9 protein-coding genes are annotated in these 14,553 nt (G+C 56.6%); 4 read left to right on the top strand and 5 right to left on the bottom strand.

The window, feature by feature from the left end:
• Nucleotides 1-94: 94 nt before the first annotated feature.
• A complete protein-coding gene (locus EYB53_RS23660) occupies nt 95-592 on the bottom strand; it encodes a hypothetical protein (RefSeq protein ID WP_135481774.1) in 498 nt (165 codons plus the stop codon).
• Between the two features lie 414 nt (nt 593-1,006).
• On the opposite strand from EYB53_RS23660, the gene EYB53_RS23655 reads away from it, so the two are divergent.
• Nucleotides 1,007-2,677, top strand: coding sequence for a phytoene desaturase family protein (locus tag EYB53_RS23655; RefSeq protein ID WP_135481772.1), 1,671 nt, complete (start codon nt 1,007-1,009; stop codon nt 2,675-2,677).
• 231 nt (nt 2,678-2,908) lie between these two features.
• Here the strand turns inward: EYB53_RS23655 and EYB53_RS23650 are convergent, their stop codons facing one another.
• Nucleotides 2,909-3,475, bottom strand: a complete 567-nt coding sequence (locus EYB53_RS23650; protein WP_135481769.1) for a hypothetical protein — start codon at nt 3,473-3,475, stop codon at nt 2,909-2,911.
• Nucleotides 3,476-3,665: 190 nt separating this feature from the next.
• Between EYB53_RS23650 and cysK the strand changes: the two genes are divergently transcribed.
• A complete protein-coding gene (gene cysK / locus EYB53_RS23645) occupies nt 3,666-4,595 on the top strand; it encodes a cysteine synthase A (protein WP_135481767.1) in 930 nt (309 codons plus the stop codon).
• 72 nt (nt 4,596-4,667) lie between these two features.
• On the opposite strand, the gene EYB53_RS23640 is transcribed toward cysK, so the two are convergent.
• The 3 genes from EYB53_RS23640 to EYB53_RS23630 all read right to left on the bottom strand — a co-directional run bounded on the left by EYB53_RS23640 (nt 4,668) and on the right by EYB53_RS23630 (nt 10,119).
• Entirely contained in the window at nt 4,668-5,570 is a 903-nt protein-coding gene (locus EYB53_RS23640) for an MBL fold metallo-hydrolase (protein WP_135481766.1), read from the bottom strand.
• 42 nt (nt 5,571-5,612) lie between these two features.
• Nucleotides 5,613-9,425 (bottom strand): DNA polymerase III subunit alpha, encoded by a 3,813-nt coding sequence (gene dnaE, locus EYB53_RS23635; protein WP_135481764.1) that lies wholly within the window; start codon nt 9,423-9,425, stop codon nt 5,613-5,615.
• A gap of 268 nt (nt 9,426-9,693) precedes the next feature.
• Nucleotides 9,694-10,119, bottom strand: a complete 426-nt coding sequence (locus tag EYB53_RS23630) for a single-stranded DNA-binding protein (RefSeq protein ID WP_135481762.1) — start codon at nt 10,117-10,119, stop codon at nt 9,694-9,696.
• 401 nt (nt 10,120-10,520) lie between these two features.
• On the opposite strand from EYB53_RS23630, the gene EYB53_RS23625 reads away from it, so the two are divergent.
• On the top strand, nt 10,521-13,604 hold the full coding sequence (locus EYB53_RS23625; RefSeq protein ID WP_167857577.1) for a GAF domain-containing protein: 3,084 nt from the start codon (nt 10,521-10,523) through the stop codon (nt 13,602-13,604).
• 11 nt (nt 13,605-13,615) lie between these two features.
• Nucleotides 13,616-14,194, top strand: coding sequence for a hypothetical protein (locus EYB53_RS23620; RefSeq protein WP_135481757.1), 579 nt, complete (start codon nt 13,616-13,618; stop codon nt 14,192-14,194).
• The last annotated feature ends 359 nt before the right edge of the window (nt 14,195-14,553 follow it).

The following is a 14,553-nucleotide window of genomic DNA, read 5'->3' as shown; positions in this document are numbered from 1 at the left end:
CGTCCGAGGAAGCGCGGGCCGCCGTCCGCAGGAACGACATGGCGAACTGGCCCGTTGGATGCCCGCGGAAGCGGGCATCCAACGGGCGTTCAACTCAGGGCGCGTCTTCAGCCCAGAGCATGCCGACGCGCCCGCCTCCCAGGGCCATGATGCCATTATCGAAGGGGGCTTCGCTCAATGAACGCCAGCCAATGACCGCTTCTCCCTGCAGATCGTAGATTGCTACATCGCCACTGATGGCCCCGTTGGTAAAGTAACGACTTCCCTGGGGAAAGAGCGCTAGGAATTGGCTCGCCAACACTTCGGCCTTTTCACTCGGCATCACCTCGGTCGGATACGCTAGTTCACCGACGATCAGATGGGTCACGAGTTTGGCGGCAATCCGCCGAGGCACCTCGATCCACGCTGCACCAAGGCCGCGCCATCCCGCCGCCTCAGCGAGTGCGTCGAGCGCCGCGCTCGCCGGGCCAGGCGTGGCCTCAGCGAGACGGGCCACCAGCAAACTCAGTGGATAGCTCGTGGCCCGTGCATGGTCGAGCGCATCCGCCAGTGCCGTCAAAGCTGGATCGTTATCGGGGAGTAAAATAACCATTGGTGTTGTCTTTAAAAATAGAACTGAAACGCTCAGGCCTGGCAACAGAAAAGAAGCCCCTGCATCGCAGGGGCTCCTTCAGGTCCTGGAGGGGTATCACCAGACTGGTTGAACCTAACGGGCCTCACCAGTAGTGATACCCAGACGCTTATGATCACTCATGGGCATCACCTCCTTTACGCCTGAACGGCATTTCTTGTGAAACTTCCGACAAGAGTACTATACCTGAGACATGTGTCTGTGTCAAGAGTAAAAAGCGGGGATTTTTTCCTGTCCTGGTCAACCAGTCAGCAAAGCTGGCTGGTTGACCAGGACAGGAGAAGGGTGATGCGACCGTTCGCTTTGTCACGGCTCGGCTGAATCTGACGTATACTAACATGATGCGAGCGCATCTTGCATAGAAAGTGAATAGCCATGGCTCAGCAGAGTGATTATGATGTCATTGTCGTTGGTGGTGGTCACAATGGGTTGACCGCTGCTGGCTATTTGGCAAAGGCTGGCAAACGGGTGCTAGTCGTTGAACGGCGTGAGATTGTTGGGGGTGCCGTCTGTACCGAAGAAGTTATTCCAGGGTACAAGATCGATGTTGGTTCGTCGGCCCATATTATGATCCACCTCACCCCAATTGTGAAGGATCTGGAACTTGAGCACTATGGGCTCGAATATATTCAGATGGATCCTTTTGCGTTCTTTCCCCTGCCCGATGGAAGTGGTTCGATTAGCTTTTATCGCGATACCGAAAAAACAATCCAGAGCATCGCGTCAGTTTCGCCTCGCGATGCCGAGGCCTACCGTCGGTTTCTCACCTATTGGACACCGCTCAATGAAGCGGTTTTTGATGTGTTTCTCAATCCTCCGTCGGCGGCCCGCCTCTTTTCGACGGTTGGTTCGGCAACCTCAAAGTTGCCGTTGGCTGACCGCAATTCGTTTGAGGTTACGCGGCGCCTCTTTACGAGCTACGCTCAGTTGATCAACGAGACTTTTGAGAGCGAGCCGATGCGGGCGGCGATGACCTGGCTTGCCGCCCAGAGTGGTCCTCCACCTGATGAGATTGGGGCAGGGGATTTCTTTGGCTGGCACGCGATGATGCATACCTGTGGTGCGGCCCATCCCCGCGGCGGGAGCGGTGAGTTGACCCAGGCGATGGCGCGATCCTTTAAGAGTGCCGGTGGCGATCTGGTGCTTGGTGCCCCTGTGCGCCGGATTATCGTCAAGAACGGGCAGGTGCAAGGCATCGAAACGGTTGATGGGCAGCGTTATTCGGCCCCCATCGTGGTCTCGAATACTCATGTCCTTACGACGATGCTCGATCTGGTTGGCCCCGAACATCTTTCGTCTGCCCTCGTCCATCGCTTGCGCAATATCCGCGTCGGCAATGGTTTTGGGATGACCGTTCGCTGTGCCGCCGAAGAGTTGCCCGATTATCTCGCCGCCCCGAGCGGCGGTCAGCCCCACGAGAGCCACCACGGGTTGCAGTTGCTCTGCCCTTCGATGGATTATGTCCGTCGTGCCTATGAGGATTATTTGCGTGGTCAGCCTGCCCATGATCCGGCTGTCATTGCGATGACCTTTTCGGCGATCGATCCTGATGTCGCCCCTCCTGGCAAACACACCGTCTTCCTGTGGGCGCAGTATTTCCCCTATGCCCTCAGCGATGGACGCCATTGGGACGATGTGCGTGAAGAGGCTGCCGACTCGATCCTCGAGGTGCTCTATCGGTATGCCCCCAATATGCGCGGCAAGATCATTGACCGCTTCATTCAGAGCCCGCTTGATCTTGAGCGTCGCATTGGTTTGCTCAAGGGCAATGTGATGCACGTCGAGATGAGTTTTGATCAGATGTTCTTCTTTCGCCCGCTCCCTGAGTTGGCCGAATACCGCACGCCGATCAAGGGGCTCTATCTAACCGGGGCCAGCACGCATCCGGGCGGGGGTGTCTTTGGGGCCAGTGGCTCGAATACGGCGCGCGTTGTCTTGCGCGACGCTCGCCAGCGCACCTGGGTGCCGCTGGCCGCTGGTGCCGGTGCTGGCGCAGGTGCGCTCGCCGCCGGGCTCTGGGCAGCCAGTCGCATCCGCCGTCCCTAGCGAGTCAAACCTGCCAGGTGTGCGCCGGGACTGCCTTCAGTACCAATACTTTGCAAATAAGGCGGTTGGTTTGACGCAAAGGCGCAAAGGTTTTCGCGTAGGTGAGCGAACCCTTTGCGCCTTCGCGTGAGCTTATTTGAAACGTATTGCCTTTAGTACCCCATGGATCCGTTGCGGCGCACACCTGGCAGGTTTCTGCGGAGGGGGCTCCCAGGGGCGCGTGCGTCGCCCCTACGAATCTTCTTCGTGGGCTTCATAGTAGGCGGCCAGGCCCGCCAGGGCCATCTGCGCCAGGAAGGGCGTGACTTCGTTGCCAAGCGCGGTGCGGAAAGCACTGTAGTCAATGGCGACCGCTTCGCGCCATTGCTGCGCGGCAATGTAGTCTGGGAGGTACCGCCGTAACTGCGCCGCGAGATGCCGTCGTGTGTTCGGCAAGGCTACGGTGAGTACCGCTGTCCGTAGGTAATGCGAAAAGGCCTCGCTCTCCTCTTCCTCAACGATTGGTGGTTCACCACACTGGCGCAGCATCGCCTCGACGAGTTCATCGGCGAAGTGCAATGGTGCAAAGGCGTTGCTTCGAAAGAGTTCCAAACAAAAGGCGTTTGCCGCCTCGGGGTCGGCATACAAGGCATTGGCGACCGCACGCTGCCCTTTGAGCTCCTGCGAAGCCGCGAGAATGCGCCTTTGTTCGCCTTCATCTGGCTCTAATTCGAGCCAACTGCCTGCACATCGCGTGAGCCGGGCGGCTTCTGAACCCCCGCCCGCTCGCGTTGAGACCCGAACTGATCTTCCTCGCATGCGTTGTCTCTCCTTCGTCTCCGTACGTGCGTTGCTTTGCTGCAGGGTTCCTCCCCTGACGTGGATGCTAAGGGTGCAGTATACCCTATCTCGTAATCTTTACTATTTCTATTAAGAACTTGACTTTGTGCTGCGTCAGGTCTACAATATGCTGGAAAGAAAGTTTGTAGTGTGTAAGGAGCAGGAGATCATGGCGCGCATTTTTGGGAACATTACTGAACTAGTGGGCAATACTCCGCTTGTGCGCATCAATCAAGTCAATGATAGCCACGCAACGCTTGTTGCCAAGTTGGAATTTTTCAATCCCGCCAGTTCGGTCAAAGATCGCATCGGGCTTGCGATGATTGAGGCCGCCGAGCGCGCTGGTTTGATTACGCCTGGCGAGACGGTGTTGGTTGAGCCGACGAGTGGCAATACGGGGATCGGGTTGGCCTTTGTCGCGGCTGCTAGGGGCTATCGCTTGATTTTGACGATGCCCGAGACGATGAGCGTCGAGCGTCGCAAGCTGCTGCGTGGCTATGGGGCTGAACTTGTGCTCACCCCGGGGCCTGATGGCATGCGGGGGGCGATTGCTCGCGCCGAGCAGATCCTCGCCGATCTTCCCAATGGCTATATGCCTCAGCAGTTCAAGAATCCGGCCAATCCTGAGGTACATCGCCTCACGACCGCCGAAGAGATCTGGCGCGATACCGATGGGGCCATTGATGTGCTGGTCGGTGGGGTTGGTACCGGTGGCACGCTGACCGGCGTGGGTGAGGCGCTCAAGGCCCGCAAGCCTTCGCTGCGTGTGGTTGCCGTTGAACCCGAGGCTAGCCCGGTGCTCGCCGGTGGTAAGCCTGGCCCGCATAAGATCCAGGGTATCGGGGCCGGTTTTGTCCCCGAGGTGCTCAATCCCGCGATTCTTGATGAGATCCAGCCCGTGAGCAACGATGATGCCTTTGCCATGGCGCGCCGCCTGGCGCGCGAAGAGGGTTTGATGGTTGGGATCTCAAGTGGTGCCGCCTGTGCTGCCGCGCTTCGTGTCGCCTACCGACCGGAATATGCAGGCAAGTTGATCGTCTTCATTGCGCCTAGCAATGGCGAACGCTACCTCAGTACCCCCCTCTATGCCGAAGAGTAAGCCTTGGCTGCTGGCCTGATAATGCGAAGGGGGCGCTCAGTCAAAAACTGAGCGCCCCCCTTCGCGTTGAGGTTATCCCTGCACACTACGCTGTTTTTTGAGGTACCGCATCATCCCTGCGGTACTCATCTCGCTCCAACTGCGTGCCATGGTTACCGCTGGGCTGTCGTCGGGGCAACGAATCCACTCTGCGGCCAGCGCGATCGTGTCAGATTCACCTGCATCGAGCGCCTTCTCTGTCAGGTCAACCAGTTCTTCCAGTTTCGCGTGGGCGCGCTCTAACTGGAAGTCAACATCATCGTGAGGGCCATGATGGGTCACATAGATCCGTGGCAGGTTCATCCCTCGCAGCATCGCGATCGTGTTCCGTTGCGCCACCAGATCATAGGTCGGCACTGGTGTCACCGGGAAGGCTAGTCCCCAATGATCCATAATCAGACCGGCTGCGTCGCCAATAAAGAGCCCCCCGCTCTTGAGATCACGGTAGGAAAGATGATCCGGCGAATGCCCCGGGGTCGCGATCGCGACAAGCACCACGTCACCACCGAGGTCAAGCCGCAACTCTTCAGCCGGGAGCAAGCGTTCCGCCGGGATCGGTTTAATGTCGCCGTGCAACGGCCATGCCGCTTCACCAACCGCGCGCCGCACACTCGGAACTAGCTTGGAGGGGTCAACAAGATGCGACACCGAGGTGCTGTGAATATAGACCGTGGCTCGGGGGAGTGCCGCCGCCAGATACCCGGCCCCACCGGCATGATCCATGTGGATATGCGTACAGAGAATGTGTTCGACCTCTTCGGGCTGAACCCCGAGCTTTTCCAGCCCCGCCAGCGTATGCGGTACCGTCAATGAGGTTCCTGTTTCGATCAAGGCGACCGTTTCACCACGCACAACATAGGTTACACCGACCCCAGGTACACCCAGCAGATTGTGGTCAATCGCGGTAATATGCGAATCAACATTGATGATTTCCACGCCATACTCCTTTTTGATTGATGCGGTTGCAGCAGTGTAACACTATTCTGCGATCACGCGTTCAGCACCGAGCACCCCCTTCAAGTTGTCAATGAGTCCAGAGGAGATCTGAATCGTGTGCTGTGATTGGAGAATGACCGTGCCGACGCCATTGGGCAAATAGAGCGTCACGCGATCAGGGCCGACGCTCTCGCGCAGCACACTGTAGATATCCTGCATACACCGGACATCAGCTTCGTCATTGCCGGTTCGTAGCAGATAGAGCCGCAAGGTGCGCCCCTGCGGTACAGTTGGCGTTTCGTGATACGTTCCGCCATTGCTGGCACTGCCATTCCCTTTGCCATTGCCGCGACTCTCGCCGCCGTTCACCTTCACCTGTTGCTTGGCGCGAATCGTGGTGATGGGGGTGGTCGGTGGGGTACTCGGGTTCGGTGTTGGCGGCACTGGCACTGGCGCTCGGGTGGCGTCGTTTATTGTTCGTGCTGGCTCACGCACAGATCCTGTCGCCGTTGCCCCTGGCCCGGCCTCGGGTTCGACAAGCTCGCCAAACCCTTCAAGATCCATTTCGCTCGCGATCGGTGCAGGCGCCGGTTGGGCCGCCGCAACGACAGGCTCGACAGTCTCTACGACGAGTTGCGTCACATCGCGGCGATTATCAACCTTGGCGGTCAGCTTGACTGCCCCATCATCACACAGCAGATCACCCGCTTTCGCCAGGGTACGCGGGAAGGCGACTAGTTCGATGGTGCCGGTCAGATCTTCCAGATTCGCCACGAGCATCGTATCGCCTTTGCGCGTCGTGATCCGGCGCACGCCATTCAAGACGCCGACAAACGTCATCGTCGAGCCGATGCTTTCTTCGCTGATATCGCTCAGATTGCTGACGTCTGTTAGATCGACCCCCTCGAGCGCACGCGCAACGGGATCTTCCGACACATTCAGTCCGAGCAATTCCTTTTCCCAGAGCAACTCTTCTTTCATTTCAGCCGGGGTTGGCGTTATGATCGGCATTGGCACGCGGGACACGTTGAGGCTCTGTGTGCCGCCTGTTGTCTCGCCAAACATATCAAAGAGGCTGCTCTGGCCCACGTCGCGGGCCTTCTGGGCTTCGGCCCCTGCGCTGATCGCCTGGTCGAGAATCGCAAGTTTCTGCCGCCGCGAACCAGGCATGCTATCGAAAGCACCACCCTTGATCAGACTCTCCAGGACACGCTTGTTGATCGCGTGGCGATCAACGCGCCCACAAAGATCCTCAAGCGATTGGAAGGAACCGTTGGTCTCACGTTCGGCAATGATCGCCTCGACTGGCCCATCGCCGACATTCTTGATGGCCGCGAGCCCGAACCTGATCCCGCGGTCAAACTGCACGCCTACGGGCAATGTCCCGTTGAGTGCCTCGATCTCGAAACCCTTCTGTGACGCATTGACATCGGGTTGCAGCACCGCAATGCCCAGTCGCCGTGCCTCAAGTGCTCCCTTGGCGATATCCTCAATCGTTCCACCCGCGCCGGTCAAGACGGCCGCCATATATTCGACCGGATAGTTCACCTTGAGCCAGCTCGTCTGATAGCTGAGCAATCCATAGAGCGTTGCGTGCGGTCGGTTGAACGAGTAGCCCGCAAAAGGCAGGATCAGTTCCCACAACTCGTCGGCCACCTGCTGACTGATGCCCTTTTTGAGACACCCAGCCTTGAAGATGGCCCCATTTTCGGCCATCAATGTCTTATCCTTCTTGCTGATCGCCTTGATCACCACATACGCTTGCCCAAGCGTATAATCGGCGACGCTCTGAAGCAGTTGCATAATCTGCTCTTGATAGACAATCACGCCATAGGTGTCTTCAAGGATCGGCTTGAGAATCGGATGCAGATACTTGATCTGGCCTGGATTATTCTTATTCGCAATATAGAGGGGAATCTGCTCGAGTGGCCCGGGCCGATAGAGTGCTACCATCGCGTAGAGATCCTCGACCCTGGTTGGCTTGAGTTGCATCAGGTAACGCGTCATACCCGCAGACTCAAGCTGAAACACATTGCGTGTTTCGCCCCGCCCCAGACTTGCAAAAACTTTGGGATCATCAAGGGGAATCTGATCCAGCCAGAGGCTCTGCCCGGTCGAGCGCTCGATATACTTCAACGCCTCGGCAACGATTGAGAGGTTGGTTAGCCCGAGGATATCCATCTTGAGCAGACCCATTTTGGCAAGGGTCGATCCTTCAAAGGCGGCCATCACGGCCTGATCATCCTTGGTCGTCCGTTGGAGCGGCACAAGATCCTCGAGCGGCGAGCGACTCACGACGAGCCCACAGGCATGTGTCCCGACCGAGCGCATCCGTCCTTCGACCTTCTTGGCCCAATCAATCAGATCCTTCAGATGAGGCTGCGTCTCGTAGATCTGGCGCAACTCAGGTACGCGCTCGAGCGCCTGGGCAATCGTTGTGCCGACAGGTAGCGTTGGGATAAGCCGGGCAACCCGATCGACCTCACTCAGTTCGATGCCCAGCACCCGCCCCATATCACGCAGCGCCGCCTTGGCCCCGAGCGTACCATACGTGATAATCTGGGCTACATTTTCACGCCCATACTTAGTGGCGATGTAGTCAAGAATTTCGCCACGGCGACTATCAGCAAAATCGGTGTCAATATCGGGCATTTCGAGCCGTTCACGTGAAAGGAACCGCTCAAAAAGGAGTTTATTGGCAACCGGGTCAACATCCGTGATCTCAAGGGCATACAGCACCAGCGAGGCCCCAGCCGAGCCACGCGGGAGACAGGGAATGCCCCGCGAACGCGCATACTTCACGTAATCCCAGACGATCAACATATAATCGGGGAACCCGGTGGCATTAATCACATCAAGCTCATCTTCGAGACGGGCCATATAGTGATCAGGCGGAGCGCCGTGAAAGCGCTTCATCAACCCCTCTTCGCAGACCAGTTTCAGATACGACGACGCATCATGGCCTTCGGGCAGATCAAACTGGGGCAACTGTACGCGGCCAAAGTCGAGCTTGAGATTGCACATCTCGGCAATGCGCCGGGTATTCTCCATCGGGCCGGTACCATAGCGCTTGAAGCGCTCCCACATGGCTTCACCCGACATAATGTGATAGCTCTCGTCCATGGCAAAATCTTTGGCACAGAATTCCTGATAGGTCAGGTTCATCCCCATTGACATCACCATATGTTGCGTTTTCACATCCTCAGGGCGCACAAAATGCGTATCACTGGTTGCGACCAGGGGAATGCCAAGTTCGTTGCCAATCCGCACCAGTTCTTCATTGATGCCCTCGAGTTCGGGGGTATTGTCGTGCAACTGAAGTTCAAGAAAATAGTTGTCGGGGCCAAGCAAATCGCGGTAATAGGCGGCCATCGCGACGGCCTGGTCGCGTTGCTGCGCTGTGAGCGCTTGAATGACTTCACCAGCAATGCACGACGACGTGACAATCAGCCCTTCGTGGTGCTGCTCAAGTAATTCGCGGTCGATGCGCGGGCGCGCAAAGATCCCTTTGCCCATGCCGTCAAGATGCGAGCGTGTCGTCAAATGCACCAGGTTGCGATAGCCAACCTCGTTTTTCGCGAGCAACAACAGATGGTAATAGTTCTTCCCGCCCTTGACCATCTGACTCGTCCGCGAACCGGGGGCTATATAGGCCTCGACGCCGATAATCGGCTTGATGCCAGCCTTTTTCGCCGCATCATAGAACTCCATCGCCCCATACATCACCCCATGGTCAGTGAGGGCAATGCTGTCCATCCCTAGCTCAACGGCACGTTGGGCGATGGCCTTGGTTGAGGCGTATCCGTCAAGGAGGCTATATTCCGAGTGGACGTGGAGGTGTACAAAGTCTTTCATGGAAAAGTCTTTACACTTGTAAAACCAGCAAACCCCACTGCTTATGCAAAAAACGAATGTTTTCCACAGCCTTGCTGTCAATTTAGCGCACCATAACGCGCTTTTCAGACATAACGTAGAGGGGTTGCGGGTCAGACGATTGCTGGTTTCTATTATAACACAGGGCTCTGGCTCTGTGGCTAGTGTAAAGGCTACAAAGCGATCCGTCACCCCGTATGAATGATCGTACGAGGCGACGGATCGTATCGTGCAGGCGCATCAAGACGCCCTAAAACGGTACATCTTCGTCATGCACTGGGGCTTCCACATCTTCGACTTCGGCAACCGCTTCGCTTGGCAGTCCCGGACGAGCATCAAGAAAGAGGACATTCTCAGCGCGAACGAAGGTTCGTGAGCGTGTCTGCCCACTTGCTTTGTCGGTCCACGCGTCGGTGCGCAACGCCCCGTTGATGCGCACCCGACTACCCTTGTGCAGATAGCTGTTGCACAATTCGGCCAATTTGCCCCAGGCCTCGACACTCGTCCAATCCGTCTCAAATTCACGCCGCCCCTCGGTATCAAGGTTGGTAAACCGCTTCGTCGCGACTCTCAAACGACAGACCGCCGCACCATTGGCCAGAAAACGCAACTCGGGATCGGCTCCCATCCAGCCAAGCAACTCTACGCAATTGACGGTTCCTTTCACCGGACCCATACTAGCCCTCTTTCTTCCTTGTGCGCCCGCCTCTCCTCCACAGGGTATGCGCTGCGCTCGCCTCCTACGCTCGCTATCTATACCGCCGCGCCCCCCCCAAAGATACGGCTCTTTCTGGCTAACATATGGCCGTTTGGATGCTTGCGCGCGGCGCAGCCGCGCACAAGCATCCAAACGCTTTGCCAAACCCGTTCGGCTTGCAATATATCCACACTGTCTCTAGAGCAGGTATACTAATAAAGGTAAAGTATCAGAAAACGGTGCCTAGATGCGCATTAACCGCCCTTTGCGTCTTTGCGTCAAATCATCAGAAAACCTATTTCCTACACTAATGAGCGCGATGGCACCAGGCAGAGAGCGGAGTATCTGTTCAACAACCATTAGACACGATGGCAGGGCGCATGGGCGACTCTCTTCAAGCAGCTTCCGCCGACAAACTGGCAACGATCCTCGAGTTGAGCCAGCTTGTCTGCTCTTCACTCGATCTCGCAGTGGTCTTTGAACGCATTCTGACTGCGGTGCGTGATCTGAGCCATGCCGAGATTATTTCGATCATGCTGGTTGACGATCAGCGTGAACAGCTCGAGATTGTCGCTTCCTATGGCCTTGATCCTGCCCAGTTCGAGCACTACCGTTTTCGCCTTGGTGAAGGTATTGCCGGTTGGGTTGCCCGCTATGGCGAGCCGGTGCATACCAGTAATCCGGGTAGCGATGTGCGGTTTCTGCCGCGAGCGACACCCTATGCCTCAACCCTTTTTGTTTTGCCCCTCCGCGTACGTGACCGCATCCTCGGCGTGATTAATATGGTCAAACAGACCGATGGTATCTTGTTCAAGCCCGAGATTGTGCAGATGGTGGCAATCTTTGCCGACTATGCTGCGATTGCAATTGATAACGCGGCAGCCGCAGCCGCGCTGCGTTATGCTGCTACCCGCGAGCGCCTCTCGCGCCTTGTCTCTCAGGCACCTCGTCAGTCGGGCGTTGTCAATGTGGTCGTTGAACGCCTGCTCGATGAACTGATGACCACGCTCGACGTGCAAGCCGGTCTCCTTGTCGCGAACAGTGACCAGTCGGGCTATCGCTTGCTCGCAGCTTCCTCCGGGTTTACCCAGGATGTGACCGCGTGGACGCCAGATCATCCTGAGTTTGCTTGTACCGAAATCAATCGGGGGGCCAGTTCCGCCTTACAGCTTCGCCTTGATGTCGAAGATGCGCCTATCGGCTGGCTTCTGATCGGTCCGCCCGGAATGAACTATATGTGGCAGCGTGGTGAAGTCGAACTCGCTCGTTTTACCGCTGATCAGATGGCGCTCTTGCTTGCCAATGACCAGTTGTTCCAGCAAGAACAGCAGAACCGTGCCCTTATTCGCACCCTCAATCAATTGGCGATGGCTTCCCATGCCATGGTTGGACGTGCGACGCTGCTCGATTTTATCCTGGAACAACTCCAGGGCTTGATTGCTTACGATTCGAGTGGCATTTTTCTCTTTCATGATGATGACTATGCCCGGATGGAGGCAGGACGAGGGTTTCATCGTGCTGCCCCCGGACTTGTGCTCTATATGGGGCCTGGCTCACTCACATGGGATGTCCGCCAGCAGCGTCAGGCTCGCTATGTCCCCAATGTCCAGGAGTTGATAGGATGGCAGCCAGTGCTCGATAGCGAACTTGTTCGCTCTTGGATCGGTATTCCTCTGATTGTCCACGATACGGTGATTGGCATTCTGACGATTGATAAATGGACACCGGGCGCTTTCAGTGCTGCTGATGTGCAGGTGGCGCAACTCTTCGCTGACCACGTGGTTGTGGCAATCAACAATCAACGTCTGTTGTATGACGTCCAGACGCGTGCTAGTCAGTTGCAGTTGCTGCACCAGACAACAATGCGGATGGGGACGTATCGTGCCTTGCCACCTCTGTTTGATGATGTCGCTCGCCTCTTGCATCGCACGTTTGGTTACTATCAGGTACTGGTGGCAACCCTCGAAGGCGAGACATTGGTGTTCCATGTGGCGTATGGTGTCATCAATGATCCTCGGATCCTTTATCCCGAACAACGTGCGAGTTATCATGAGGGTTTGCTTGGCTGGACTGCCCGCACGGGTGAAACACTCTTGCTCAATGATGTTCGGATCGATTCGCGCTATCAAGGGCACCCTCGTTTGCCCAGGCTCGCTGCCTCACTGGGGGTGGCGTTGAAACGGGACACCCGCATCCTCGGGATCATTGCCGTTGCTAGTGATCAGACCGGCGCGTTTAGTCAGCACGATCTCTATCTGCTCGAAGCCCTGGCTGCGCAAACGGTCATGGTGCTCGAACAGTTGCGTCAGGATCAAGAGTTGCGGGATGTGGAAGATCGTATCGCCCAGAGCGAACGCTTGCGAGCCCTTGGTGAACTGGCAAGTGGGGTTGCTCACGATTTCAATAATTTGCTCGCTAGTATCCTTGGTCATATCCAGCTCTTGCTTGATGAAGCGCTTAGCGCCGAGGTCGCTGATGAGTTGCGCATTATTGAACGCTCCGCCCTTGATGGCGCCGCGACTGTCCGTCGCTTGCACAACTTTGCCCAGACGAATCGTGTTTTGCCCCACGAGATGGTTAATCTTGCTGAATTGGTTGAAGAGAGCCTCGCTATGACCCGACCTGTCTGGCGTGAGGCGCCTCAGCGTCGTGGCATTCTGATTACGGTCATAACTGATCTCCAACCTGTGCCTCCCTTCGCAGGTGATGCTCCTGCTCTCCGTGAAATGATAACGAATCTGCTCTTAAATGCTGTGGATGCGATGCCATCGGGTGGTCAACTGACCCTGCATATTGCGCTTGTGCCTGCGTCGGCAAGCCCCCTGCGGCAAGCATCAGCGGTCATCCAACTGAGCGATACCGGAGTTGGCATGAGCCAGGAAGTTCAGGCGCGTATGTTTGATCCTTTTTATACAACGAAAGGGTCAGCTGGTACCGGGATGGGCCTGGCGATGGTCTATGGCATTGTTCAGCAACACCTTGGTCAGATTGTTGCCTCAAGTGAACTTGGTGTTGGCAGTACGTTCAAGGTCTATATGCCTATCCGTTCGGTTCCTCAGGTTGAGGTAAGAGCGCCTACACCATCGCAACCCCCGCTCGCACAGGCCAGGCGCCTTCTTGTTGTCGAAGATGATCCGCCAGTGCGACGGGTGCTGGTGCGCCAGATCCAGCGCCTTGGCTATCATGTCACGGAAGCCGCAGATGGTGCGACGGCGCTTGCATTGCTGACGGCACATCACTTTGATCTGCTCTGTACTGACCTGGGGATGCCTGGCCTCTCGGGATGGGAACTGATTGATCGTGTGCGCGTGCATTACCCTGATCTGACGCTCGTGTTGATCTCGGGGTGGGGCGATCAACTTGATCCCGCCGAAGCCCGGGCCCATGGCGTTGATGCGATCCTTGCCAAACCCTTCGACCTTACCAGTTTGCAGCGTGTTTTGTATAGTTTGCTTGACCAATGAAAGAACAACCTTTGCCCTCATCAACCCGCTTGGCTTCACCGTGGCCGATCCGCCAGCGTCAGATCCGTCGCCAGATCATCTATCTCTGGTGGACATTGCTGTTGATCGTGAGTTTTATGCTCGCGAGTGGCATGCTGGCGGTGACCCTCCAGGCCTCACGCGATGATACCAGACCCACCGATCTTGCCCTCGTGGTGACACCTGTCGTGCCCTCACAGGCGATGATTAATCACACCCTTGATCTCTATCGCCGCGGTCTTGTTACCCAGATTCTACTCGTCGGCGAGGGCAGTGATGGCCTGCGTGCACGCCTTGTTGAACAGGGCCTCAGTGAAGAACGCATTGTGCTGCTATCGCCCTCTCATCACGTGTCTGCCGACCTACAACTTGCCGGACAGAGTGCCCGTACCCAAGGAAGTCAGACCGTGCTCGTTGTTGCTGAACCTGCCGACATGTTGACCGCACTCAAAATTGTGCGTGACCAGAATCTCCGTGCCTATAGTTCACCTGTCCGCGAGTCGACCCTTGATCTCGGGACGTTATTCCGCGCTACGATGCGCTATTGGCACTATGTACTCGCCCTGTCTTGAGGCTGAAAAACTCGCGATCAAACACCGCTTGACAAAATCTAAACCGGGTGCTATACTCCTCAACGTGTTCAGCGGTTTCACCTCTGACGAGGTAGACCAGAACAAGTGAGAGTAGTTTGAGGCCGCAAAGCGAACCGCGCCGATATAGTCGGAGACGTCGCCAGGCCGGAGGGGAAACCCGCCGCCTGGTTTTTTGTCGCCAAGACCTCTCACAATGCACCTTAGCAACTAAACAGTGACAGCATATAAGTAATGGTTTCACGTTTATTCAGTGGAGTAGACCTGACCAAATGGTCAGTGCTTCACCATTCAACGCAGAGTTTGATCCTGGCTCAGGACGAACGCTGGCGGCGTGCCTA

This window comes from Candidatus Chloroploca mongolica (assembly GCF_004762035.2).
GTDB classification, from domain to species: domain Bacteria; phylum Chloroflexota; class Chloroflexia; order Chloroflexales; family Chloroflexaceae; genus Chloroploca; species Chloroploca mongolica.
The sequence above is the reverse complement of the archived record's forward strand: the minus strand, read 5'-3'. Positions and strand labels throughout refer to the sequence as shown.